The sequence below is a fragment of the Bacillus xiamenensis genome (genome assembly GCF_001857925.1).
GTDB lineage: Bacteria > Bacillota > Bacilli > Bacillales > Bacillaceae > Bacillus > Bacillus xiamenensis.
This window is the reverse complement of the sequence record NZ_CP017786.1, coordinates 3,319,398-3,344,519: the sequence shown is the minus strand read 5'-3', so window position 1 is coordinate 3,344,519 and position 25,122 is coordinate 3,319,398. Positions and strand designations below refer to the sequence as shown.

Genomic DNA, 25,122 nt, shown 5'->3' with positions numbered 1-25,122 from the left:
TAAAACATGGAGGTGTTTTTTCTATGGGGACAAGAGTGAGTTATCCGGTTGAAGTCAAACAGAAGGCTGTAGAAATGAGATTGGCAGGCGTACCTATGAAAGAGATTATGCAAAAATTGAATATCAAGAATAAGACGCAGGTTCAGACATGGGTGAGGTGGCATAAGGCTGGGGATACACACCGGTTTGAACAGCCTGTTGGAAAACAATATACCTATGGAAAGGGTCCTGAGTACTCTTCCGAATTAGAGAGACTTCAGGCAGAAAATCGCTATTTGAGTCAACAGAATGAAGTTTTAAAAAAGTACAACGAATTGGAAAGGAAGTTGATAAGGAAACGTCAATCAAACTGGTAGAAGAATTGTGCGAAACGATGACGATACAGGACATCTGTTTCCATTTAGGTATCTCACGCACTTCGTACTATAGATGGAAAAAGGATCTGACTCAGAATCACTCTAAAAGACAACTAGAGAAACAGGTCGGCACGTTGTGCCGAGAGCACAAGTATCGATATGGTTATCGAAAAATCACCGCCATACTAAAAATGAGCATGCGTATTAACCATAAAACTGTTCAACGTATCATGCAGAAAAACCAGTGGCAGTGCCGAGTTAAAATGAAAAAGCGTAAGAAAAATGGACAGCCCTATGCCGTGGCTGGTAATATACTGGATCGGAACTTTCAGTCTGATCGCCCTCTTGAAAAACTAGTAACGGACATCACGTATTTGCCTTATGGACAGAAACAATTGTACCTTTCCAGTATATTGGATTTATATAATGGAGAAGTGATTGCTTTTAATATTGGTGATAAGCAGGACACAGACTTTATCTTAAACACACTTAATCAGCTCCCATCACTGCCTGAGAACTGCGTGTTACATAGCGACCAAGGTTCTGTGTATACATCTTACGAGTATCAGAAAGCTGTTCATAAGAAAGGCATTACCATGAGCATGTCCCGTAAAGGGACGCCCGCTGATAATGCCTCCATCGAATCGTTTCATTCCTCACTAAAGTCTGAAACGTTCTATCTTAACAGGATTGATCGAACTACGAACACCATCGTAGAACGCACTGTCAAAGAATACATTTATTATTATAACAACATTCGTATTCAAACGAAACTAAACAACCAATCACCGATAAACTATCGGCAACTGGCTGTTTCGTAAAGGTGTTTTGATCCCTGTCTCAAAAACGGGGGTCAGTCCCGTCCCACGCGGGTAGTTTTTTTTATGTTCATGAATTATTTCATTTTCACTGTAAAGAGCTTGGACGTCTGCTTTTCAACAGATCCCTTTGGTTCTTTATCAAGTCTCTCGACTAGATCACCATTCATGATGACAATAGGAGTCACTGTGCTTGCCGCTTTTTCTTCAATGAGTGCTAAATCACACGTAATGAGAGGATCACCGGCTTTTACTTTGTCCCCTTCTTTAATGTGCGATTCAAACCCTTCACCATTTAATCCAACCGTTTCAAGTCCGATATGAATCAGAAGCTCAAGCCCTGAGAGTGTGCGAATCCCAATTGCATGTTTTGTATGGAAGAGCTGAATAATTTCACCCTCTACTGGTGACACAATGGTGCCACTTTTTGGTTTTACGGCGACGCCGTCTCCCATCATCTTTTGAGAAAAGACGGGATCTGGTACATCCGTCATATCCATTAACTCTCCATCAGCTGGAGAATAAATAATTTCTTCCTTTACATCATCTTGGTTTTTTCCGAAACCGAATAATTTTTTCAGCAATGTTCATTTGCTCCCTTCAAGCTTTGCTCCTAGATCTATTCAGCGTATAAACCTTCATGCTCATACACCCTGCTTTATTCAACACTATTTAATCATAATTTTTTCCTCCCATCAATTGATAACCGCCTGAGCCCTTTTTGCATAGGCTGTAGATGAGAGGTGATTCAAATGAAACAAGATGGCGAAAAGAAACATGATTTGTTGGCAAATGAAGACATTTTATATGAAGCGATTGAACAATTTTTTGCGTCCTCCCCGTTTCACGAGATTTTAAATAGTGCGGAGGCGCTCATGACCACGTCCCATTCACTGGCATCCATTACTACCGATGTGACAGAAGATGATCAATATGTGTATATTGACATTCGATTTCCAGACCATTTTGTCGAAGGTGATATCGCACTGGAAGTGAAGGCTCAATATTTACACTTATCGGTGCAGGAAAAAATTAAAACAGACACGTCTTCCTCCTATTCAAGCTTTACCAAAACCATTTTAATGCCTGCAAAAATAGATGAAACAAGCATGAAGAGTGTTTGGAAAGATCAATCACTTCGTGTGACCGCGCCAAAGCAAACAACCCAATAGATATATCTATTGGGTTTGCTATGCTTTAAATATGCTTGTAAATCCTTTCGCCAATGAGCCCACTTGATTCATTGTACTCATCATTTGCCCAGCTGTATCAAACATTTTATTAAAATCGTATTGCCCATTTGTCTTTTTAAATTGTGACAGCACATTTTTAAATTGAGATGATTGCTGCTTTTGAGGCCTTGGCAAAGGATAAGGATTCATAGGCGGCTGCATGGGCATCATACCTGAAGGCTGCATTTGCGGCTGATTCATCACTTCAGTCTGCTGAAAAGGCTGGAAGTTTTCTTGGTATCCAAATGGCGGCTGATAGCTTGAAGATGGTGTTTGGTTCATTCCACCTTGATGTGGCGGCATGAAATACTCTGGAGGCTGCGGAGGTTGCTGCATATCTGGATACGTAAAGGGGTTCTGATTGAATTGATTCAATTCATAAGATGGCTGATGTGAATAAGGGACCATGTATCTCGCTCCTCTCGCTCTCAAAACATATTGAAGTCAATGATATATTATGTTCAAAAACAGAAGGTGTGCCTAAAACAGCGATAAGAAAAACGCAGGCTGTTTCATCAGCTGCGCTTTTTGATTTCTTCTATTAAAAGATTCAGTGTGTAAATCACTGACTCAACTAAATTTTTCACACGGGTTGCATGCTGTTTGCCAAAATAAGATTGCAGGACAACCTCTTTGCCATTTTCTTTTACGGCATCAAGCTGGTCTTGATGTAAGTATCTAGGTTTGACCTGATGAACAAACGAAATGGCAGTAGTCAGCCACTCTTCCATTTGCTTGTCAAATTTATCAATGGCGGGCTGAATATCCTTGTAAAAATCATATACGGGGTATTCCTCTTCCGCCTTTCCCTTTTGATACTGCTCATATGCTTCTTCAATCCACGTTCTCAGCTCTTTTGTATATTTAAGTAAAGTTTGATTATCCAAAGTGTTCACCTCTATGAACCATCCTATCAAACGTTTACTTATTGCTCAAATATGAAAACTAGCCAGCGTGGTATGCAGGTCTTGCCGCCAATTGATCCTCTGCTGCATGAATTTTCAATTCACAGTCCTTCACTTCTGATTCAAGACGGTCAATCATTTGTTCTTGCTCCTCTATGGCAGCGTGTTTTGTTTCCTTGACAGCTAGAGACAGTTTCTCTTCCACCGCATCAATCTTTCGCTCGATTTCCTCTAATAACTGCATAATGGATTCTTTTGATACAAATTTACTCATCATCAGATTCCTCCTTTATCGTCTCTCGTTACATTCTCTTTTCTTTTGCCCCCTCCTTCATACATGACAAAACTAGAAGCAAATCGCCAATCTAAGTGCATTTAAGCACGATTTCTTCCTTTTCGACATGTGCTTGTCCTTCTTTGTATGATTGCGTCCGATTGTGTAAATTCTAAGGACAAAGGAGGTAGATTTCATGAAAAAACAGCAAACACCAAAAGAGCAAAAGCCAAAAGGGAAAGAGAACAGTACAGATCAACTTGATAAAAAGCTCGGCGGCCCTAACCGTCCATCCACGTAAAAAAAGCAGGTACCCCCTGCTTTTTATTTATGCAAAAAATAGTGCTCTAATGAGAAAAGAAAACGAAGCTGTCTTTTTTTATGGAAATACCAGTCCGTCAGCTCAATTTGTTTTGGTAAAGGTTCTGCGTCGAATAAGGATGGATTCAATTTCTTCTGAAACCAATCTTCCCGTTGATCGTCTAATGAATGTGTCATCACCGGATAAACCGTTCGAAGGAAAGGCGTTGACCTTCTAGCGATCCCTAAAAACGGCTCGAAATCAAACCGAGACCCCGTATGCGGTACGGTATGCAAAAAATGATAAAAACTCGAAAATAAATCGGCTCGAAATAATAGTTTCGCTAGTTTTTTTCCTAATGTAATGCGCTCCTTTACACGGGAAAACTTTCGTATGGTTAACCCGTACAAATGCCCGTCAACTGTCGGAAAAACAACGGTTTGAAAATGTCCCCACTCGCTGAAAAGATATTGAATCGAGTGAAAAACATTCTTTTTCAGAAGAGGATTTTGTATAATAGGAGATTGTATAGTATATTGTTCATTTATGATGAGTGCATAAAGCAGACGCTCTGTGTCACGCTTTAGCCAAAAACGTTCCCACTCAGCGCTCATAAAACGAGACACGCCGAAATATGGCAGCAGATGAAATAAAGGTTTGCGGCACCTTTTTGACCATTCATACAAGAGAAGCTGCGGGTAAGCATCTGAAAAGATCAGCCAATTCGCTCTTTCATACGCTGTGAAAAACAGATGCCCTTGCTGATCCGTTAAGCCCGGATGGAAGAGCTCGCCTTTTAAATCTGTCATTGACCATCCAGCATTTCTCGAGACAAAGGAAGCAAGCAGAGACCATTTTATTTCTGGATGGCGGTCATAAAAACGCTTGTACGCATTTGTCCTCGTCACGTTGTCCTTATTGTTTGCTTTCGTTTCATGTAGAATATGCTGAGTGATGATGTTCTCTTGTTGTGACAACATGGTGATCTCTCCAATACAAAATGCATTAAAAGGAGGCTGAAACTTGATGATTCGGTATCCAAACGGAAAATCGTATCAGCCCATTCAACAAATTGGGACAAAAAAAAGAGTCAGGGGCGAATCCTCTTATAGTAATCGCGGGATGACGCTTGAAGCTGACTTAAATGAAACCAACCAGTACTATTTGGTCAATGGGATCGCAGTCATTCATAAAAAGCCTACCCCAGTTCAAATTGTCAATGTGGACTATCCGAAAAGAAGTGCCGCTGTCATTAAAGAAGCTTATTTTAAACAATCATCTACGACAGACTATAACGGGGTGTACAAAGGGCGGTATATCGACTTTGAAGCAAAGGAAACCAAAAGCACCACCTCGTTTCCGCTCAAAAATTTCCACGACCATCAAATTGAGCATATGAAACAGGTTGAAAAGCAAGGCGGTATTTGTTTTGTTATTATATCCGCATTTGGCTCCGTTTATTATTTATCCGCTTCCGACCTCTTCTTCTTTTGGGAGCGGCAGCAGCGAAATGGGCGCAAATCCATTAGTAAAGACGAATTAATGGAAGCTGGCCACTTAATGACACTTGGATATTCGCCAAGAATTGATTATATTAAAGTAGTGGAGACACTTCATTTTTCGGATGAAAGTCAGTAACATTTACGTTCGAAAAAGGTTTAACACGAAAGGTTGAGATGTGATGTCTGATCAATTTACAAGTCGTGAACAGCGACGAAAAGCCAGTCAAGAAAAAAACAGGAAGCAAAAAAACAAAAAAGGCAAAAAGAAAGCAGGTCTATTTAAAAAAATATTTTTATCTTTACTCGTGATCGGTCTTCTTTGTGTAGTAGCCGGAATCACAACTTTTGCCGTTTTTGCATCAAGCGCTCCTTCTATTGATGATAGCAAGCTTAAAACGCCGTATTCTTCAAAGCTTTATGATAAAGACAAAAAAGTCTTTGCAGAAGTCGGGGCGGAAAAAAGAACGTATGTCTCGATTAAAGATATACCCGATGTTGTAAAAAACGCATTTATTGCGACTGAAGATGCTCGTTTTTATAAACACCACGGGATTGATCCCATCCGTATTGGCGGTGCTCTTGTCGCAAACGTCGAGGACGGTTTTGGAGCCGAAGGCGGTAGTACGATCACACAGCAGGTTGTAAAAAACACCCTTTTAAACAACCAAAAAACATTAAAGCGTAAAGTGCAGGAAGTATGGCTTTCTATACAGCTTGAGCAAAAATACTCTAAAGATGAAATTTTAGAAATGTATTTAAACCGTATTTTCTTCTCGCCTTATGCTTATGGTGTTGGGAAAGCGGCTGAACAATTTTTCGGCGTTACAGATTTAAATAAACTAACTGTTGCACAGGCTGCCACGCTTGCAGGTATGCCGCAGAGTCCTACTGCCTATAACCCAGTGAAACATCCCGAGGCAGCGGAAAAACGCCGTAATATCGTTTTAGGCCTGATGAAAAAACAAGGCTACATTACAGATAAAGAATATGAGGAAGCAAAAGCAACACCTGTCAGCAAAACCGTCGTTTCAGCTGATAAATACAAGAGCCAAAACTCAAGCAAATACTCTGCTTATATCGAAGAAGTCATGGAAGAAGTTCAGAAAAAAGCCAAAGTGGATGTATCAACCGATGGTTTAAAAATCTATACTTCACTTGATCGAAATGCACAGGATCACCTGGATGATATTATAAATGGAGATTCAGCCGGATTTACGAAAGGCATGCAAGCTGGTGTTACCCTGCTCGATACAAAAAATGGTGAAATTCGTGCCATTGGCGGTGGCCGGGACGTTCCAGTCGGCGGCTTTAACTATGCCACTGACGCAAAGCGCCAGCCAGGGTCAACCATTAAACCAATCTTAGATTACGGCCCAGTCATTGAAAATAAAAAATGGTCAACATATCAGCAAATAGATGATGCGCCGTATACGTACTCAGATGGCACACCAATTAATAACTTTGACAAAAGACATTTAGGGAAAATGTCAATGAGAAATGCGTTGGCACAATCACGAAACATCCCTGCCCTAAAAGCATTCCAAGCGGCTGGCACAGATCATGCCGTTCAATTTGCCAATAACTTAGGTATGGACTTACCTTCTGATATTCCAGAATCCTATTCAATCGGTGGATTTGAAGATGGTGTATCTTCCCTAAAGATGGCTGGTGCGTTTAGTGCATTCGGTAATAATGGGTACTATAATGAGCCTCACGCTGTCACGTCTGTTGAATTTAATGACGGAACAAAGCTTGACCTCACGCCAGATTCTAAAGCGGCTATGAGTGATTACACAGCCTTTATGATTACTGATATGCTGAAAACAGCTGTACAATCTGGAACTGGTACACTCGCACAAGTACCGAACGTTCAAGTAGCTGGTAAAACAGGTACAACCAACTTTACACAAGATGATATTAATAAATACAATATCCCGTCTGGCGGCGCGAAAGATTCGTGGTTTGTCGGCTATACGCCGCAATACACAGCAGCTGTTTGGACTGGAATCGGCAACTCAAAAGATGCGGACGGTAAAATGTGGCTCACAACGGATGAGCAGCGCGTTGCAAAAATTGTATTCAAGCAATTAATTTCTCAAATTGATGATGGAAGCGGCTCATTTGAAAAGCCAGACAGCGTCGTTGAAGCAACGATTGAAAAAGGATCAGATCCAGCAAAATTAGCCGGACCAAATACACCAAGTGATAAGAAAACAACCGAATACTTCGTGAAAGGAACGGTTCCGACAAAAGTTTCTGACACATATGATCAAAAAGAAGCCGATAAACCATCTGACTTAAAAGCAGTGTATGACGAAGAGAAAAAGTCCATCACACTGACATGGAGCTATAATGACGACGCAGATGCTACATTTAACGTGAAGCAAGCGGTCGATAATGGCGGCTATAAAGAAATTCAAAACAGTTCTGCTAAAGAAGCGGTCATCTCTGATGTGAAGCCTGGCTCTACCTATAAATTCCAAGTGACAGCCACTGTAGAGGATGTCACAAGTAAAGCAGCTTCTACCTTCCTCACCATTAAGGATGACGAAGAGACAGAAGAAAAAGCAGATGATGAGAACAAAGAAGACGAAGAAACGCAGCAGTCTGATGATGAGCAGACAGATCAGACAGACGATAATACAAATCAAAACCAAGGCACGGATGAACAGAAGCAAGATGATAAAAAAGATCAAGATCAAAGTGAAAATACGGAAAATGGTACTGGCGATTCTGACGATGGCTCAGATACTACGAATGGGAACAGCAGCTCACAGAGTGATACCACGAAAAAGAAAGATGACAATAAAGCCAACTCTCAAAGCGCAAATACCCAGTCAAATACTACTTCTCGAAAAGAAGACGAATAACGAAAAAGCACTTGCCTCATTCGGCAAGTGCTTTTTTTAACGATTTTGTTTTAACTTTCTGAGTGCTTCGTATTTTCCATACTGCTTTTTAAGTTCTGTATACAGCTCGTCCAGTTGAATAAAGCAGTGATATTGAGTAGGTTTTAGCAAAATAAACTCTACTCGTTCTGTCCAGTTAATAGGGGCAACAGGAAACGTCTGTTGTTTGATCTCCTCCCAATCAACCGATTGGAGCCGCTCCCCTTTGATCCAGTAAAACATCGCCATCATACTAACGATGCCTTGCAGCATATCATCCTGTTCACAGCGGGATTTTCTTGTTTGAAAGCGAGGAAGCATTTTTATTTTTAATTCATTCCACAGTTCGAACATCACAGGAACAAATTCTTCCGTTTTCTGCCACGGAAGCTCGTCTGATAAAGGCTTTGAAGACAGGTCAAACGCAAGTGGATGACTCCTCAGTATATCCTTTCTTTCAGCGCTGAAATCTACCTGTTTATCTTTTAGCTTTTCGACATATGAGGTGAAAACAGCTGCCCCGCTCATGCCAGTTTCACCAGCCCTTTTTTCAGTCTTTTCTGCCCTTCTCTGCACATATCAAGAAGCGGACAGGATTCGCACTGCGGCCGCTGCGCCTTGCAGTGGTATCGGCCAAAAAAGATGAGGCGGTGATGGGTCACAGACCAATCTTCTTTTGGCACCTTCTTCATTAAGGTTTGCTCTACTTCAAGAACAGAATCCTTCCAGCGGCAAATTCCGAGGCGTTTGCTGACGCGTTCTACATGTGTATCGACTGCAATAGCAGGAATCCCAAAAGCTACAGACACGACGACATTTGCTGTTTTTCGCCCAACACCGGGAAGCTTCATGAGCTCATCTCGATCCCTTGGTACTTCACCGCCATATTCTTCAATGAGCATTTTGCTTAATTTTTGAATGTTTTTCGCCTTATTGCGATAAAGACCAATCGAGCGAATATCTTGCTGCAATTCTTCAAGCGGCACACTTACATAGTCTTCTGGTGTTTTGTATTTTTGAAATAAATGTTTGGTCACTTTGTTCACTAGAACGTCTGTACATTGCGCTGAGAGTGCGACAGCGATCACAAGTTCAAATGGATTGGAATGAACAAGCTCACACTCAGCCTCTGGAAACATGTCTCCTATAATATCTAAACACTCATTGATTTGTTTTTTTGATAACATGCCTTCTCCTTTATTGGTTATTGTTCCAGCCAATTGTAAAAAGGAACTTGTCGTTTATAAGATGACGTTTCTTCTTTTGAAGGTGGGGCTTTTTGCTGCGAACGGAAATGCTGGCTATGCTCTTTCGCTTCTTCCGCTGTTTTCAGCCCTTTCTTTTTCCACTCAAACAAAATTCGATCAATATAACGAAAATTTAATTTTCCTGATAAAACCGCTTCTCTCAGTGCTAGACGAATCATCTCCGCATCATGATGATCTTGATCCATCCAGATCGAGAGTGTTTCGCCCTCAAGAGGAGACAGCGGTCTGCCGAATTCATCTTCAAATAATGCATATAAAGACTTTTCGGCCTGCATATCATTCTTTTGTACTTCTTTTGCCTGTTTTGCTTCTAAAAAGTCGTACAGCACACCCCATAAAGGCTCTACTGAGTACCGGTCATGCTGTATGCCGGATCTGTCTTCAAACGGCTGAATTGAAATAAACCCTTTTTGAATTAAATGCTGCACCATATAGGCACACTCTTCGGCTGAAATGGTCATACCATTTGAAAGCTCTTCAAAGGTTTGAAAAAAGACGCCTTGTTCTTCATTCATTTTAATCTTTAACATGACCATCATTTGTGATTCATTCAGTCCTAACTGCTCATAGTGAGCAATCAGCAAATTTGGCAAACTGGTTGAACCCATTTGCTGCATATCTATAAATTGCTGCCTTTTCATCGGATACACCTCTTCACTTTCAGTATATCACGTTTTATGATACGTGCCCTTGGAAAAGACGTTTGAAAAAGCCTCCATATGTTGGAGGCTTTCGCGTCTTAAGGATATAAACGGTTTAATAATCTTGGGAATGGAATGGTTTCACGCACATGCGGCGCTCCGCTAATCCAAGCAACTGTTCGTTCGAGTCCAAGACCAAAACCTGAATGTGGTACAGAACCGTATTGTCTCAATTCTGTGTACCATTTGTACGTTTCTTGATCTAACCCGTGTTCTTTTAATCTCGCTTCAAGTAGATCTAGATCATGAACACGTTCAGAACCGCCGATAATTTCTCCGTAGCCTTCTGGTGCAATTAAGTCTGCACAGAGGACTACGTCATCACGGTCCGGTGCTGGCTGCATATAAAATGGTTTTAATGACGTTGGGTAATGTGTGATAAACACTGGTTTATCATAGCTTTCGGCGATGGCTGTTTCGTGAGGTGCACCGAAGTCATCTCCCCATTCAATGTCATCAAACCCTTTATCCTGCAAAAATTTAATCGCTTCATCATAAGTGATGCGCGGGAATGGTGCTTTGATGTTTTCTAATTTTGCTGTATCACGGCCAAGTGTGTGTAGCTCCACCTTACAGTTTTCAAGTACACTTTGAACAACGTGAGACACATACTTTTCTTGGTACTCAAGGTTTTCATTAAATTCTACAAACGCCATCTCAGGCTCGATCATCCAAAATTCGATTAAATGACGTTTCGTTTTCGATTTTTCAGCTCTAAATGTTGGGCCAAATGAGAATACTTTTCCAAGTGCCATCGCAGCAGCTTCCATGTAAAGCTGTCCACTTTGAGAAAGGTACGCATCTTCATCAAAATATTTAGTAGCAAATAGTTCTGTCGTTCCTTCAGGTGCACTTCCTGTTAAGATTGGCGGATCCACTTTTACGAAGCCTTCTTGATGGAAAAATTCATATGTAGCACGAATGATTTCGTTACGGATTTTCATAATGGCATGCTGTTTTTTTGAACGAAGCCATAAATGACGGTGATCCATTAAGAATTCTGTTCCATGTTCTTTTGGTGTAATCGGGTAATCTGTTGCTTCGTGAATCACTTCAATGGATTTCACTTGTAATTCAAAACCAAGTGGTGAACGCTCGTCTTTTGTCACCTGTCCTGTTACATAGACAGATGTTTCTTGTGTCACTGATTTCGCAAGCTTAAAGACTTCCTCATCCACTTCTGCTTTTACAACGACTCCTTGAATAAAGCCTGTCCCGTCACGCAGCTGCAAGAATGCAATTTTTCCGCTTGAACGTTTATTGGCAATCCATGCGCCGATCGTTACTTCTTCATCGACGTGTTTGAACACTTGATTAATAGTTGTTTTCAACATATTTCCCTCCAAAGCCAGAAAGAAACTCACCTAGTAGAAAGGTGTGATTCTTTTTTCATACATTTTATTATAACCGTTCTAAATCAGCACGGTCAACGCAAGACAGCAGAAACTAAGGTGTTAAATTTTTTTCTACGCGTCCTGTCGTAAAATCGACATAGCTGAAACTATATTGGTTGTTCTCATTTAAGTATGTCACTTCCCAAAGGAGTACATCACCTTCTCTTGCTAATTTGACACCCTTTAACTTAGAAATCGTGTTCTCCTTTTGAACGGCTTGTACTGCTTGGTTTGAGGTAATGCCTTCTTTTGCTTTTTTGGCGATCACTTTTTCTGTTTTGCTGGCAGGTACCCATACATAGATCGTGTCGTTTTGTTTGTCTTTACCTTCTACAATAAATTGTTTTTCTTTCCCGACAAAGGTTTCCACTTGCTCCACTTGTTCTAATGCTACTTGTTTTTTTGCTCGTTCAATCGCTGCCTCATGACCTTGTTCTTTTTGCCCCATAGCAATTTGATAAATCCACGAAAAACTAATGATGCCAATGAGCAAAACGAGAGCCGCAGCGGACGAAATAATCCAAACTATTCTTTTCATGTCAAGCTTCCCCTAAGTGCGATATATGGTAAATATCGCTTGATTTTGATCTTCTTGATCTAATGCTAATCCAAACATAAGATCTTCCCTTTTCAGCGTTCTGTTCAGCAAATCAACGATTTTGTATAGGTCTTCCGAATGTTTAATTTGAACAGTTGAAAGTACCTCTATTTTACTTTCCACTTCTAATTCCTCCTCGGTACGTAAATATTGTTAGTCATACTTTTTCACGCAGGAACCGATACTATTTTTACAACGGAACACAAAAAACCGTTAAGATAAATTAACTCCAAACCCACACCACCAGCTTAAGGCCGCTTATAACAGCGGCTTTTCGTTGTTGAGCTTCTCTATATACGCCTCAAGTGACTCTTTTGACATCTCATGAACCGGCGCATGAGGGAGTGATTCTAAAAATAGTTTTCCGTACGAGGCTGTTTTCACTCGGCGGTCTAAAATGAGCAATGTACCAATGTCTTTTTCAGAGCGCAGCAGGCGGCCGGCACCTTGCTTAAAGGTTAATACAGCTTCTGGAAGAGCGACGGCTTTAAACGGATTCTTCCCCTGTTTTTTAGCTGCTTCACATTTTGCTTCAATGAGCGGTGAATCAGGCGGCCGGAAAGGCAGTCTTGCCATAATGACGGTCGTCAGCTCTGAGCCGGGAAAATCCACACCTTCCCAAAAACTGCCCGTACCAAGCAAGATCGCTTCCTTTGCTAATTTAAACATTTTCGTCAATTTCACAGGACTCCCGCCTGTCAGCCCTTGAGCAAGCAGTGCCGATTTCATGCCTTCTGTTTTTAGCTCTTCATACACTGCTTTTAACATCTCATGTGAATTAAATAAAACCAATATTTTCGCTTGATCCTGCTTTTCCATAATCTTAATATATTTTGCAGCTTGCTTCACATAATCTCTCTCATCACGGTTTGTAATCGGCGGCATGTCAGCCGGTACAACAACCTTGAGCTGCTTTTCAAGCTCAAAAGGTGAATCGATTTGGATCAGGTGCGGATAAAAGTCCTGCAGTCCAAATCTCTCCATGCAATAGTCAAAACGATGATTGACTGTAAGGGTTCCTGATGTCAGCACCACACTTTTTTTGTTCATAAAAAATCGATCCGCCAAAAGCTCTCCTGTATCTAGCGGCTGCGCATGCATAAAGACAGCATTTTTGGCACCTTTTGCATCAATCTCAATCCAAACCGTTTCGTCATTATTCGGTTCAAACATAAACCGGTACAGCGTACTGCAAAATGTCTGCATAAATGACATGACTTGATCGTATTCCTCTGCTTCAAATGCAAAGTGTTCTGTCAGTTGATCCCTTTTGTGAAGCAGCTCGTTTTTTTGCTGCTCATACAGCTTTTCACAAGCAATTAACAATGAACAAAGCTTACTCGCTGATTCTTTAATTCGTACCCACTGAGCATGTTTCGAATGATGACGCACTCTATGAATGAGACGATTAATGTCCGCTTTTGGTTTTGTCCTTTTCACAAAAGTATGGACGGTACTAAAGAACGCATCACTTTCCATTTGAAGCTGATAAAGATATTCGTCCATTTCAATAAAGGTATCCGTTGATAAACCGGCATCATAGAATCTCTTTTTCAGTTTCTTTAACAGTCCGCCTTGTAAGGAACCGAGCTGTGTTAATTTTGCATGAAGCTGAATATAAGAAGTACTGTCACCAAGTGTTTCATTGGCCGTTTTCTCAAATTGGTGGGCTTCATCAATCACATAGACGTCAGCATGCTGAAAGATAGACGATGCTTCCGTTTGAGATAAAAGCAGGCGGTGATTCGTCAAAATCAAATCAGCTGTCTGCGCCTTTCGTTTCGCTCGTTCATAAAAACAATACTCTTTAAAGCGGCGTTTTTTTGATGTAAACGGCATGTGTACACAGGAGATTCGGTCTTTTATATTTGCAGCTCCTGACGGTAAATTCAGTTCAGATAAATCCCCCGTCTCGGTTACAAGCAGCCACATTAAAATTTGCGCTTTTGTTAAGACAATATCATAGTTATCATCTTCCTCATGCAGTACATGCTCAAACTTATCCAAACAAATATAATGTGCTCTCCCTTTGAATACACAAGCAGCTGGTTCAAATGGGAGCAATTGATTGAGCAGCGGGACATCGCGCTGAAGCATTTGCTGCTGCAATAAAATGGAATATGTACTGATAATAACAGGCTTTCCTGATTTCTTTGCCTCTAAAGCAGCTGGGATGAGGTAAGCTAGTGTTTTCCCAATACCTGGTGCCGCTTCAATTAAAGCATAGGCTCTTTCATTGAACACATCTCTTACTTTATTCATCATCGTGAGCTGGCCTTCTCTTACTTCATAACCTTCTAACGTTTGAGGAAGCTTCTCTTTGATCTCCTCAAACAGCTGCTCGTCGCCCGCGTCTACTGAATGTGTCGTATCAGTTATACGATTGGTCACATCTTTTACAGCAAAAGATCCGACTTCCACCAAAGAATCATCCTGATTAGAATGATTTGTTTCAAGCTGCTTAATTAACAGGCCTATATCACTTAGAAGATATGAAGATAATCTGCGCAACTGCTTTAACACATTTGGCGGTGTATGCCTCAATTGATGTAATAGGTTTAAAAATAACATGGCAGTAACTTCCGCATCACTATCCGCCCTGTGCGGGTGGTCATGTGGAAGCATGAGCTCTTCACTTAATTCAGTTAGCTTATAACCTTCAAGCTCAGGATAAAGAATTCTAGAAATTTCAACTGTATCAATCGCTAGCACATCCAGCTCATTTTTCCCGCATGCGCGTAGTTCATCATTTAAAAAATTCAAGTCAAAATGAACATTGTGCGCAACAAAATAAGCGCCATGTATGAGGTCATACACCTCTTGGGCAATCTCCTCAAAAAACACCGCATCATCAACCATGTGCTGTTTAATACCTGTCAGCTGTTCAATAAATCCAGGAATCGTTTTCCCTGGGTTCACATATCTTGAATACCGTTCGACAATTTGTCCATTTTCAATGACCACCGCAGCAATTTGAATGATTTTATCACCTTTTTTTGGTGAATTTCCGGTGGTTTCAATATCAACGACAACAAACCTTTGATCGGTCATAAAATGGACACCTCAATTCCTCGTTCCACTCTAAGTGAAACACGCTCTGGGCAATATAGCTGAAACAGAACAGCTTCCTTTTCTTGAAACTGTTCTGTTTCCATTTTAGCGTGCGTTATAAAATCGTTCTCGCAGGCTCTTGCCCAATCATTTGTTCAATTTGATTTTGTTTATTTAACACGACCACTTTTGGTGTGTGCGATTTTGCTTCTTCTTCTGACAACATCCCATAAGCGATGATAATGACTTCATCCCCTGGCTGGACCAATCTTGCTGCCGCACCATTTAGACAAATGACACCGCTTTTTCTTTCTCCAGGAATAATGTATGTTTCAAGTCTCGCTCCATTGTGATTATTAACAATTTGCACTTTCTCATTTGCCATCATGCCTGCTGCATCAAGTAAATCTTCGTCGATTGTAATACTGCCTACATAATGTAAGTTTGCTTCTGTCACAGTCGCTTTATGGAGCTTAGAGATCATAAAGGTTCTATACATGTTTTTCACCGCTTTCAGGAACATGGAAAATCACATTATCAATTAGTCTTGCATGAGAGAACTTCACAGCAATGGCAATGATCACTTTGCCAGTTAAATGCTGAAGTGGTTCAAGTTCTGGGTAGGAATAAATCTCAATATAATCAATTTCCCCGCTCGTTTGAAGAATTTCCTCTTCCACCAACTGATAAATATGATTTATATCACGTTCACCTTTTTCAACAGCTGTCTGTCCTTTTTTTAATGCCCGGTATAATGCAGGTGCTTCTTGTCTTTCTGTTTCAGACAAATACACGTTTCTTGAGCTTTTTGCTAAACCGTCTTCTTCTCGAACGGTTGGAACAGACACAAGGTGAAGATCAAAGAAGAAATCCTTGATCATCGCATCGATGACCGCGACTTGCTGTGCATCTTTTAGACCAAAGTAGACATTTGTTGGTGCTACAAGATGAAAAAGCTTTGTGAGCACAGTGACAACGCCGTCGAAGTGCCCTGGACGTTTCTTCCCGCATAAGACGTCTGTACGCTTTTGAACGGTCATCGTCACAGATGGTTCACCTTTGTACATTTCCTTCACATCAGGTGTAAATAAAATATCCACTCCGGCTTCCTCAGCAAGGCGCTGGTCTCTTTTTATATCTCTTGGATAGGATTCGAAGTCTTCGTTCGGTCCAAATTGCAAAGGGTTCACAAAAATGCTCATCACCACAATGTCATTTTGTTCTCTTGCTTCTTTCACCAAAGTCAAATGTCCTTCATGAAGAAAGCCCATTGTTGGCACAAAACCAATGGAATGCTGCTTCTTTTGCTGCTGCTTTATGATTTCTTTTAGCTCATGGATATGGGTGACAACGTTCATTTCTTGATTCCCCCATATAAACCTTCAAGGACTTCTTCTTTGATATGAAATGTGTGCATGTCCTCTGGAAATGTGCGTGCTTTTACTTCTTTTGTATATTGTATGAGCGCTTCTTCTACTACAGCATCGATTTGCGCGTATTGTTTCACAAATTTAGGTGTTCTAGACACCCCGTATCCTACCACATCATGGTAAACGAGAACTTGTCCATCTGCCTCAGCTCCTGCACCAATTCCAATGACAGGAATCTTCAGCATGTCGGTAATGCGTTTTGTCAGCTCACCAGGTACGCATTCTAGCACAAGGGCGATTGCACCTGCTTCCTCACATTTCAGACTATCTTCAATCAATTTTTGCGCACTCTCTTTATCTTTTCCTTGGACTTTATACCCGCCAAGTACACCGACTGATTGAGGTGTGAGTCCTAAATGACTGACGACCGGAATTCCGCCTCTTGTCATAGCTTGAATGGATTCGAAAACTCCGTCTCCTCCTTCTAGCTTTAAGGCATCTGCCCCGCTTTCTTGCATCATGCGAGCTGCATTTTTCATCGTTTCTTCTAATGAATAATGATAAGACATAAAGGGCATATCGGTTACAATAAATGTGTCTTTTGCGCCTCTTTTGACCGCTTTTGTGTGATGAATCATATCATCCATCGTCACTTGTACTGTGGAATCAAGCCCAAGTACAACCATCCCAAGTGAATCACCAACTAAGATCATGTCGACTTCCGCTTTTTCCGCTTGCTTTGCAGCTGGATAGTCGTATGCTGTCAGCATCACAATAGGTTCGTTTTGTTCTTTCATTTTGAAAAAATCTAGCTTTGTCTTCATTTGTTCCTCCTCATTCTGGAGAGGAGATGGCTTGCCTCATCACATGCTCTTGCCTCTCATGTGCAGGCGAATCATCCCTCTGTCCAAGTCCCTTAGGATCAAGGCAGAAATTTATCGAATTTTTCTTTCTAACAGGTACAGTTCTTTTTCAGATACTGTCCACACGAAGTATATCAAAAATGTGCCGGGTGTTCCACTTAAGTTGATTTGATCTCGATGTCTGCGGAATAGATTTTTTGGATTCCATCCTCCGTTTCAAGGAGTAGAACACCTTCATCATTGATTCCAAGCGCCGTTCCAATATATTGCTCATGAAAGGTGCGGGCGACAATACGTTTACCGATGGTCACCGCAAACGATTCCCATAATTGCTTGATCGGAGCAAATCCATGTTTTCTATATTCGTCATACCTTTTTTCAAAGGTGGACATGATGGTTTGAATGAGTGCCGCTCTGTCTACCTTTTTATCTAGTTCCATTCTCAAACTCGTAGCGATCCCCTTTAGTTCATCAGGAAAATCCTCTGCCGTCTGGTTCACATTTATACCTGGACCAATAATGACCGCATGAACCTGATCAGCTTCTGCTTTTAATTCAGTCAAAATGCCCACGACCTTTTTTCCGTTTAATAAAATATCGTTTGGCCATTTAATAGATGGGCTGAGTCCTGTTTCTTGTGCGATGGCTTCTGCAATCGCTACAGATGCCAAAAGCGTCATTTGCGGCGCTTTATGTAATGGGATTTCAGGCCTTAGAATCAGACTCATCCAAATGCCTGTCCCATTTGGTGAATACCACGCTCGTTGAAGGCGTCCTTTTCCGTTTGTCTGATGATCACTGACAACAAGCGAGCCGTGGGGCGCTCCTTCATTGACGAGGTCATGGGCGATCAGCTGAGTTGAGGCAACTTCTTCTTGAAAGTAAATATATCTGCCAAACACCTCTGTTTCCAGACCAAAAAGAATTTCGTCCTCACTAATTTTGTCTGGTTTCCGAAGTAGACGGTATCCTTTTCTTCTGACAGCTTCTACCTCATACCCTTCTTTTCGCAAATCCTCTATGTGCTTCCATACAGCCGTTCGAGAGCAGCCAAGCTCATCACATATTTGCTGACTTGAGACAAAGTCTTGCTCAGATGCTGTAAATAGTTCAATTAATCGTTTTCTAATCGCTGATCGCATGCTATAAGCCACTCCTCTATGGCTTCTTTTCGGTTTTCCAACTGGTTTTGCAAAACCGCTTTTTTTACACAAGCAAGCTCTTCTGCAATCCATTTACCTGATGGCTTTTGCCGAAAGGCCATTAAATCTTTTCCTGACACTGCAAGGTCTTGAAGCTTTTTAATCGGCAGCGCATCATATGAATGCTTCGCCGCTTCCAGCTCGTCAAAGAAAATGCGGCGCTCATGTTTGAGCTGCGTGATTTTCAGGCTAGATAGCAGCACATGTTCACCAGCTTCAAACATCTTCTCCTCATCCCAGTTACAATCGACATATTTGCTAATGGCCACTGCTTCTTTTAGAACTTTCGTTGACAGCTTCCATTCTTTTAAGAAGGACACTGCCTCCGCCTCATCAAGACCAAGCAAATGGATAAAGGCCCCCCATACCTCCTCTAATCCATCCAGTAAATAATAAGGGAAGGCTTGCAAGGATTCATTAAGCCCATACGTTTCAAGGCCTGGCAATTCTTCATACAATTGTGTTGATATGAGGACCTGAATGGCTTTTTCGCAGTAGCGGCCTTTTAAAAGCTTTTCCATTTCAATCTTTTTGCGCTCAACAGAAATGTTGGCAAGCAGGTGCTTATCTTTTTTCATAGCTGCCTCCGTCTTAGGAGAAAGCTCAAACCCGAGCTCGCTTAAAAAACGTACAGCTCTCATCATGCGAAGCGCATCCTCTTGAAATCGGCATGCAGGATCGCCAACCGTTTGGATCCATTTCCGCTCGATATCCTGTTTACCGCCTACATGGTCAATGATGTCACCATGAATATCCATGGCCATTGCATTTATCGTTAAATCTCTTCTTAAAAGATCTTCTTTGAGCGAGGAGATAAACGTCACTTCTTTAGGACGGCGAAAGTCTTCATATTCAGATTCACTTCGAAACGTCGTGACCTCATAGCTGATCCCATCAAGTAAAACAATGACAGTGCCATGCGCTTTGCCTACATCCACTGTTTTATCAAATAAAGACTCTACTGTATCAGGCGTGGCATCTGTCGCAATGTCGATATCCCCAATTTCCCTGCCTAACAGGACATCTCTCACCGCACCGCCGACAAAATAAGCCTGATACCCATGTTCGTGCAGCGTATGTAAAATAGGGAGCGCATGTGTGAATGGTTCATTCATCTTCATCATCACCTTCGATCAATTCTAAGTAAAGATCTTCGTACTCTCTCACAATTTTTTCAGAAGAGAAATGAGCCTCAACACTAGACTTGGCTGCCATCGACACTTGCTCATGGAGCGATTTGTCTTTGAGTAAAGAGATTGCATATGCTGCTGCTCTATCTACATCGCCAAGCGGGACAAGAAATCCTGTCTCTCCATGTGTAATGACCTCTGGGATTCCGCCAACATCTGTCCCAATACAAGGTACTCCGCACGCCATTGCTTCAAGCAGCACAAGGCCGAAGCTTTCTTTCTCAGAAAGCAGCAGCTTCAAATCACTAATCGAATAAAGCTCCTCCACCTTCTCTTGCTTTCCTAAAAATAACACACGGTCCGTAAGTCCCAGTTTTTTCACAAGTTCGCATACAACCGATTTTTCCGGACCGTCCCCAATAAGAAGCAGTTTTGCATCCACCTGTTCAGACATCTTTTTAAACACTTGGATCACATCTTGCACCCGCTTCACCTTGCGGAAATTCGATACATGGATCACGACCTTTTCATCCTGTAACAGCCCATAATGTTTCTTCAGCACTTCATGATCTTCACGTAAATACACGCGCTCATCGACGAAATTATGGATCGTATCAATTTTTTGATCCGGTTTAATCAGATCATACGTTTGAGCGGCTAATGAATGCGACACCGCCGTTACGCGATCAGATGATTCGATGGCAAACCGGATGACTTCCTTTAATGATGGATCATAGCCTAAAACCGTAATATCCGTCCCGTGAAGCGTGGTCACGACTTTCACAGAGTGTCCAGTCATTTGCTTGGCCAAAAACGCACAGACAGCATGCGGGACTGCATAATGCGCATGAATAATATCTAGCTTCTCTCGTTTTGCTACTTCTGCGAGTTTACTTGCTAGTGCAAGGTCATAAGGCGGATATTGAAACACAGCATATTGATTGACATCTACTTCATGAAAATAAATATTCGGATACACTTTATTGAGTCTAAACGGAATACTTGAGGTAATGAAATGAACATCGTGCCCTTTTTCAGCTAAACGTTTTCCAAGCTCTGTGGCAATAATACCCGAACCACCGACACTCGGATAACAAGTGATTCCGACCTTCAATTTTTTCATAATTCCCCCCCAAGTAAGTCATCATCCATCAGAAGTGGTTTCTTTGTCAGAAACCCTTCTGCAAAAGCTTTATTGACTTCCCTTCCATACATCGACTCTCTCATTTTGACAAAATCAATATAACCATTTACAAGCGGTGTCTCCACCGAATTTGCCGATTTCACAAATTGACTTTGATACGCATGTAAACTCTCCATTTTTTGATCCATCTCGTCTGAAATATCAATCACAAAATCTGGACGATGATGACCGTTAATCATGTAATAATACATCTGGCTTATTTTATGCGCCGGCTGCTTGTATGAATCTTCAAATTTATGTATACCTGCAGAAAAAGCCGCCTCTTCTACAAGTGAACCCGCATGACCATGATCAGGATGTCGATCTTGGTGGTGCGGGGCAAAAATAAGTTTTGGTTTGTATGTTCGAATGACACCTGCAATTTCCTTTATCGCTTCGTCATTGATATAAAGTCCTCTATCTGGCAGCGTGAGCTGGATTCGAGTTTTGACGCCTAAAACAGCGGCGGCTGCTTTCGCCTCTTTTTTACGGCTCTCAACCGTTCCATTTGAAGATAATTCAGCCTGAGTCAAGTCACAGATCCCGACACGCGCCCCTTTTTTTACGTATTTTGCAAGCGTACCGCCCATTCCGATCTCTACATCGTCGCTATGGGCACCGAATGCAAGGATATCAAGTGGTTTCATTTGTTCCTCCGTTTTTTGCTACTTCTCGAAAATCAAACGTCCCTTTATTTAAGTTCCTGACTAAAATTTCAGCAGTCCCCATATTGGTTGCAAGTGGTATGGCATACACATCGCAAAGCCGGATGAGTGCAGATACATCAGGTTCATGCGGCTGTGCGGTTAACGGGTCTCTAAAAAAGAGCACAAGATCCATTGCATTATCAGCAATCAAAGCACCAATCTGCTGATCTCCTCCAAGTGGTCCTGATTGAAAACGATGAATGGGAAGCCCTGTCGCTTCTTTCACTCTTAAACCTGTTGTTCCTGTTGCATAAAGTGTATGATCTGCCAAAATATCTCGGTACGCAATGGCAAATTGAATCATGTCACTTTTTTTCTTATCATGAGCGATTAAAGCAATGTTCATCAGGAATCCACTCCTTATATTAGTCGATGATGTTTTCTAAACCATAGACGAGTTGATCAATATGCATTACTTGTTCCACCGACAGCTTCACACCTGACATAAATGATGCACGATTATAAGAATCATGACGAATGGTCAAAGTCTGTCCGTCCATTCCAAACAGCACTTCTTGATGTGCAATCATGCCTGGAAGCCGTACGCTATGCAAGCGAATGCCATCGTAATCTGCTCCACGTGCACCTTCGATTAATTCTTTTTCTTCAGGATGTCCCTGCTTTTTGCTTTCTCTTACTTCTGCAATCATTTCAGCTGTTTTTAAGCCCGTACCGCTTGGAGCGTCCAGTTTTTTATCATGATGAAGCTCAATGATCTCAACATCAGGAAAGTAATTCGCTGCCATTTTGGCAAACTTCATCATTAAAACTGCACCGACAGCAAAGTTAGGGGCAATGATGCATCCTATGCCCTTTTCTTCTGTTAATTGCTGAAGCTCTTTTAGGTCAGCCTCTGAAAAACCAGTTGTCCCTACGACTGGACGTACACCATGTTCAAGTGCTTTTTTCGTATGTACTTTCCCAATTTCTGGTGTTGTCAGATCAATTAGTACATCAGGTGCTGTCTCTGAAAGACACACATCAATATCCGTATAAATGGGTGCATCAGATGTTGTATGAATGACATCAGATAATGTTTTTCCCTCGTGTGTATGATCAAGTGCTGCCACCAGCTCAAAATGGCTTGTTTCTTCTACCAGCTTGACAGCCTCTATCCCCATTCTTCCTCTTGCTCCAGCGATTACTACTTTGATGGTTTGATTCGTCATCGTCTCTACTTCCCTTCTTTTTTCGTCCAGCGGTCTTTGTCTCTTGTATTGAATTTATGCATCACACGATCATGAGCTTCTTCAAGTGAAATATTGAGTGAATTGGCAAGGCATGTTAATACAAACAACACATCACCAATTTCTTCCTCCATGCTTTTTTCCGTTTCGGTTGTTTTTTTCGGCTTTTCTCCATAATAATGGTTAACCTCTCTTGCCAGCTCACCTAATTCTTCTGTCAGACGGGCCATCATGGCAAGCGGGCTAAAATAACCTTCTTTAAATTGTCCTATGTAATCATCTACTTCTTGCTGCACGTGACGCAGCGTTTTTTCATTCGTCATGAAGCTCATCCTCCTATCCATCTCTTACATGTTAGCGAAATCATAAATATTTGACAAATGTTTAAAACTCAGTTTGCTTGTTTCTCTCCCATACCATATAATATTATCGCTGTCTAAGCAAAAAAAGGAGTGATCTTTTGCTAAAAGAAATTCGTCTTAAAAATATCGTCTTTATTTTGATAGGATCTGCGATTTTTTCTTTCGGTCTTGTTCATTTTAATATGCAAAACAACTTGGCGGAAGGCGGATTTACAGGTATTACACTGCTTTTATATTTTCTATTTCACATTGACCCGTCTATTTCAAACCTTGTCTTAAACATTCCGATCTTTTTTATCGGCTGGAAAATGCTTGGCAGAACGATGTTTACTTATACAATTGTAGGAACAGTTAGTCTTTCAGTCTTTCTGGCTATCTTCCAGCGCTTTCAAATACATATGCCTCTTCAGCACGATTTAGCCTTAGCCGCCCTCTTTGCAGGTGTGTTTATCGGAACAGGCCTCGGGATTATCTTTAAATTCGGCGGAACAACAGGCGGCGTGGACATTATTGCCAGACTGATCAACAAGCATTATCAAGTAGCAATGGGAAGAACGATGTTTATTTTCGACGCGTGCGTCATTACCATCTCTCTTACCTATTTAAATTACAAAGAAGCCATGTATACACTTGTCGCCGTATTTGTTGCTGCGAAAGTGATCGACTTCATGCAAGAAGGCGCTTACGCTGCCAAAGGAGCAATGATTATTTCTGAAAAGGATGACATTATTCAAAAGAAAATCACTGAAGAAATGGAGCGCGGTGTGACGATTCTAAAAGGTGTCGGCTCCTATACGAAACAAGAACGCAATGTCCTTTACTGTGTCGTTCCAAAAAATGAGCTTGCCCATCTCAAAAGTGTCGTCACGTCCGTTGACCCTCATGCATTTGTATCAGTGAGTGACGTTCATGATGTACTCGGTGAAGGATTTACATTAGATGAACATAAAAAGCCGCTCAATCCCCATTAAAAAAAGAAGCACAAAAGCAGTGCTTCTTTTTTTATGACTTCGGGTAATCAGCTTGCCGCTTTTGCTTCTTCTCTTTTTCAGCACGGTATTTACGAAACCCAACATACGTTAAAGTGAATAAAATGATACTCCCTGTTGTTAAGATGACCCAAAAAAGCGATGGATCGGCTTCATCTTGATCGACATGAGCGAACACACTTGATAAATCCTCTTCCAGCTTGGTAAGACGCTCAAGCTTTGTCCCACTCGAAGCTTTTAAAAATTCACCTTGCTCAATCACGTCCATGTGCTGCTTAATCGTGTGAAGCCTTTCAGGCGAAATATCAATGGTTAAACTCGGATAAATCATATCGTATAAAGAAACCAGCTCATTCCAAGTTTCATAGAACGCCGTTGATTCTGGATCTTTCACTTCCTTCTTCAATGCAGGAAATGACCCCATAATCGGCTTCTCTAACGAACCCCAAAGAGGCTCTGAACTAGATTGAATCGCATCGATCAGCATTCTAAACTGAGAGGCATATCGAAGTTTTTCGCGTTCATTTAAGTCTTCCTGCGGGAGTCCTTTAATGATATCTTGATAGCCAAGTGTAATTTGCCGGACCTGCGTATTCGTCAGAGTTCCACGCCAATTCTCAGCTTTAAATGTCTTTTCAACATACAATGCGACTTGTAGCGCCTCATCATATTTAGCTTGTCTCGTTAATTGAAAGATTGAATCTGATAGTTCCGTCAATTCTTGCAGCGCTTTAGCGGTTGTTTCCTCACCTTCCGCAGCAGCTGGATGTAAGACGAGAAAAAATAATAGAATCATCGCAATTGGCTTTCGTTTCATGCAAGTCCCTCCTAGCCCTTCTCC

The 25,122-nt window shown here is 41.4% G+C and carries 29 protein-coding genes; 6 read left to right on the top strand and 23 right to left on the bottom strand.

All coding sequences use genetic code 11. The features are described 5' to 3' along the window. The first annotated feature begins 23 nt into the window (after positions 1–23). Positions 24–1,177, top strand: a protein-coding gene (locus tag BK049_RS17155) for an IS3 family transposase (RefSeq protein ID WP_145939420.1) whose coding sequence is annotated in 2 segments (ribosomal slippage) — positions 24–297 and positions 297–1,177 — 1,155 coding nt in all. Because the reading frame shifts where the segments join, the coding sequence is not laid out codon by codon here. A gap of 74 nt (positions 1,178–1,251) precedes the next feature. Here the strand turns inward: BK049_RS17155 and BK049_RS17150 are convergent. Beyond that, complete coding sequence (locus tag BK049_RS17150) at positions 1,252–1,758, bottom strand: PTS sugar transporter subunit IIA (RefSeq protein ID WP_008356825.1); 507 nt, start codon at positions 1,756–1,758, stop codon at positions 1,252–1,254. A gap of 168 nt (positions 1,759–1,926) precedes the next feature. Here BK049_RS17150 and BK049_RS17145 point away from each other — a divergent pair, with 168 nt between their 5' ends. Then, positions 1,927–2,346: an Hsp20/alpha crystallin family protein gene (locus tag BK049_RS17145; RefSeq protein ID WP_008356823.1), complete on the top strand. Its 420-nt coding sequence runs from the start codon at positions 1,927–1,929 to the stop codon at positions 2,344–2,346. A gap of 18 nt (positions 2,347–2,364) precedes the next feature. Here the strand turns inward: BK049_RS17145 and BK049_RS17140 are convergent, their stop codons facing one another. The 3 genes from BK049_RS17140 to BK049_RS17130 all read right to left on the bottom strand — a co-directional run bounded on the left by BK049_RS17140 (position 2,365) and on the right by BK049_RS17130 (position 3,585). Continuing rightward, complete coding sequence (locus tag BK049_RS17140) at positions 2,365–2,814, bottom strand: YppG family protein (protein WP_071169023.1); 450 nt, start codon at positions 2,812–2,814, stop codon at positions 2,365–2,367. A gap of 107 nt (positions 2,815–2,921) precedes the next feature. Further along, positions 2,922–3,302 (bottom strand): YppE family protein, encoded by a 381-nt coding sequence (locus tag BK049_RS17135; RefSeq protein ID WP_232532036.1) that lies wholly within the window; start codon positions 3,300–3,302, stop codon positions 2,922–2,924. A 49-nt stretch (positions 3,303–3,351) separates the two neighbouring features. Further along, positions 3,352–3,585, bottom strand: a complete 234-nt coding sequence (locus tag BK049_RS17130) for a DUF5446 family protein (protein ID WP_232532035.1) — start codon at positions 3,583–3,585, stop codon at positions 3,352–3,354. A gap of 196 nt (positions 3,586–3,781) precedes the next feature. Here BK049_RS17130 and sspM point away from each other — a divergent pair, with 196 nt between their 5' ends. After that, positions 3,782–3,886, top strand: coding sequence for an acid-soluble spore protein SspM (gene sspM, locus BK049_RS17125; RefSeq protein WP_008356814.1), 105 nt, complete (start codon positions 3,782–3,784; stop codon positions 3,884–3,886). 23 nt (positions 3,887–3,909) lie between these two features. Here sspM and BK049_RS17120 read toward each other — a convergent pair whose 3' ends face one another. Beyond that, positions 3,910–4,866 carry a DUF2515 domain-containing protein gene (locus BK049_RS17120; protein WP_071169021.1) on the bottom strand — a complete coding sequence of 319 codons (957 nt, stop codon included), beginning with the start codon at positions 4,864–4,866 and terminating at the stop codon, positions 3,910–3,912. A gap of 46 nt (positions 4,867–4,912) precedes the next feature. On the opposite strand from BK049_RS17120, the gene recU reads away from it, so the two are divergent. Next, on the top strand, positions 4,913–5,524 hold the full coding sequence (gene recU / locus BK049_RS17115) for a Holliday junction resolvase RecU (protein ID WP_071169020.1): 612 nt from the start codon (positions 4,913–4,915) through the stop codon (positions 5,522–5,524). 43 nt (positions 5,525–5,567) lie between these two features. Then, a complete protein-coding gene (locus BK049_RS17110; RefSeq protein ID WP_071169019.1) occupies positions 5,568–8,258 on the top strand; it encodes a PBP1A family penicillin-binding protein in 2,691 nt (896 codons plus the stop codon). Positions 8,259–8,294: 36 nt separating this feature from the next. Here the strand turns inward: BK049_RS17110 and BK049_RS17105 are convergent, their stop codons facing one another. The 17 genes from BK049_RS17105 to BK049_RS17025 form a co-directional block, all read right to left on the bottom strand. Beyond that, the gene (locus BK049_RS17105; RefSeq protein ID WP_071169018.1) at positions 8,295–8,804 is read right to left on the bottom strand and encodes a YpoC family protein; all 510 of its coding nucleotides are present in this window, start codon (positions 8,802–8,804) and stop codon (positions 8,295–8,297) included. Then, a complete protein-coding gene (gene nth, locus BK049_RS17100) occupies positions 8,801–9,463 on the bottom strand; it encodes an endonuclease III (RefSeq protein ID WP_008356805.1) in 663 nt (220 codons plus the stop codon). Before nth ends, BK049_RS17105 begins: the two co-directional genes overlap by 4 nt. 17 nt (positions 9,464–9,480) lie before the next feature. Next, positions 9,481–10,185: a DnaD domain-containing protein gene (locus tag BK049_RS17095; protein WP_008356803.1), complete on the bottom strand. Its 705-nt coding sequence runs from the start codon at positions 10,183–10,185 to the stop codon at positions 9,481–9,483. A gap of 98 nt (positions 10,186–10,283) precedes the next feature. After that, positions 10,284–11,576 (bottom strand): asparagine--tRNA ligase, encoded by a 1,293-nt coding sequence (asnS, locus tag BK049_RS17090; RefSeq protein WP_008356801.1) that lies wholly within the window; start codon positions 11,574–11,576, stop codon positions 10,284–10,286. Between the two features lie 115 nt (positions 11,577–11,691). Beyond that, on the bottom strand, positions 11,692–12,177 hold the full coding sequence (tseB, locus tag BK049_RS17085) for a cell wall elongation/penicillin-binding protein regulator TseB (RefSeq protein ID WP_008356799.1): 486 nt from the start codon (positions 12,175–12,177) through the stop codon (positions 11,692–11,694). Between the two features lie 12 nt (positions 12,178–12,189). Beyond that, the gene (locus tag BK049_RS17080; RefSeq protein ID WP_008344594.1) at positions 12,190–12,360 is read right to left on the bottom strand and encodes a YpmA family protein; all 171 of its coding nucleotides are present in this window, start codon (positions 12,358–12,360) and stop codon (positions 12,190–12,192) included. Positions 12,361–12,495: 135 nt separating this feature from the next. Next, positions 12,496–15,288, bottom strand: a complete 2,793-nt coding sequence (dinG, locus tag BK049_RS17075) for an ATP-dependent DNA helicase DinG (protein ID WP_071169017.1) — start codon at positions 15,286–15,288, stop codon at positions 12,496–12,498. Positions 15,289–15,403: 115 nt separating this feature from the next. Continuing rightward, entirely contained in the window at positions 15,404–15,787 is a 384-nt protein-coding gene (gene panD, locus BK049_RS17070) for an aspartate 1-decarboxylase (protein WP_008356795.1), read from the bottom strand. After that, positions 15,780–16,646 (bottom strand): pantoate--beta-alanine ligase, encoded by an 867-nt coding sequence (gene panC / locus BK049_RS17065; protein WP_071169016.1) that lies wholly within the window; start codon positions 16,644–16,646, stop codon positions 15,780–15,782. The genes panD and panC overlap by 8 nt, the downstream gene beginning before the upstream one ends. Then, positions 16,643–17,482, bottom strand: coding sequence for a 3-methyl-2-oxobutanoate hydroxymethyltransferase (panB, locus tag BK049_RS17060; RefSeq protein WP_008356791.1), 840 nt, complete (start codon positions 17,480–17,482; stop codon positions 16,643–16,645). Before panB ends, panC begins: the two co-directional genes overlap by 4 nt. 197 nt (positions 17,483–17,679) lie before the next feature. Continuing rightward, positions 17,680–18,663 carry a biotin--[acetyl-CoA-carboxylase] ligase gene (locus BK049_RS17055; protein ID WP_071169015.1) on the bottom strand — a complete coding sequence of 328 codons (984 nt, stop codon included), beginning with the start codon at positions 18,661–18,663 and terminating at the stop codon, positions 17,680–17,682. Then, a complete protein-coding gene (locus tag BK049_RS17050; RefSeq protein ID WP_071169014.1) occupies positions 18,636–19,838 on the bottom strand; it encodes a CCA tRNA nucleotidyltransferase in 1,203 nt (400 codons plus the stop codon). Before BK049_RS17050 ends, BK049_RS17055 begins: the two co-directional genes overlap by 28 nt. Next, complete coding sequence (gene bshA, locus BK049_RS17045) at positions 19,831–20,976, bottom strand: N-acetyl-alpha-D-glucosaminyl L-malate synthase BshA (protein ID WP_008356785.1); 1,146 nt, start codon at positions 20,974–20,976, stop codon at positions 19,831–19,833. The genes BK049_RS17050 and bshA overlap by 8 nt, the downstream gene beginning before the upstream one ends. Continuing rightward, a complete protein-coding gene (bshB1, locus tag BK049_RS17040; protein WP_071169013.1) occupies positions 20,973–21,683 on the bottom strand; it encodes a bacillithiol biosynthesis deacetylase BshB1 in 711 nt (236 codons plus the stop codon). The genes bshA and bshB1 overlap by 4 nt, the downstream gene beginning before the upstream one ends. Further along, positions 21,670–22,089, bottom strand: coding sequence for a methylglyoxal synthase (mgsA, locus tag BK049_RS17035; RefSeq protein WP_008356781.1), 420 nt, complete (start codon positions 22,087–22,089; stop codon positions 21,670–21,672). Before mgsA ends, bshB1 begins: the two co-directional genes overlap by 14 nt. A gap of 19 nt (positions 22,090–22,108) precedes the next feature. Next, the gene (gene dapB / locus BK049_RS17030) at positions 22,109–22,912 is read right to left on the bottom strand and encodes a 4-hydroxy-tetrahydrodipicolinate reductase (protein WP_071169012.1); all 804 of its coding nucleotides are present in this window, start codon (positions 22,910–22,912) and stop codon (positions 22,109–22,111) included. A 5-nt stretch (positions 22,913–22,917) separates the two neighbouring features. Further along, the gene (locus tag BK049_RS17025; protein ID WP_008344575.1) at positions 22,918–23,253 is read right to left on the bottom strand and encodes a nucleotide pyrophosphohydrolase; all 336 of its coding nucleotides are present in this window, start codon (positions 23,251–23,253) and stop codon (positions 22,918–22,920) included. A 137-nt stretch (positions 23,254–23,390) separates the two neighbouring features. On the opposite strand from BK049_RS17025, the gene BK049_RS17020 reads away from it, so the two are divergent. Beyond that, on the top strand, positions 23,391–24,263 hold the full coding sequence (locus tag BK049_RS17020; RefSeq protein ID WP_008356777.1) for a YitT family protein: 873 nt from the start codon (positions 23,391–23,393) through the stop codon (positions 24,261–24,263). Positions 24,264–24,294: 31 nt separating this feature from the next. Here the strand turns inward: BK049_RS17020 and ypjB are convergent, their stop codons facing one another. Further along, positions 24,295–25,098 (bottom strand): sporulation protein YpjB, encoded by an 804-nt coding sequence (gene ypjB, locus BK049_RS17015; protein ID WP_008356775.1) that lies wholly within the window; start codon positions 25,096–25,098, stop codon positions 24,295–24,297. Between the last annotated feature and the right edge of the window lie 24 nt (positions 25,099–25,122).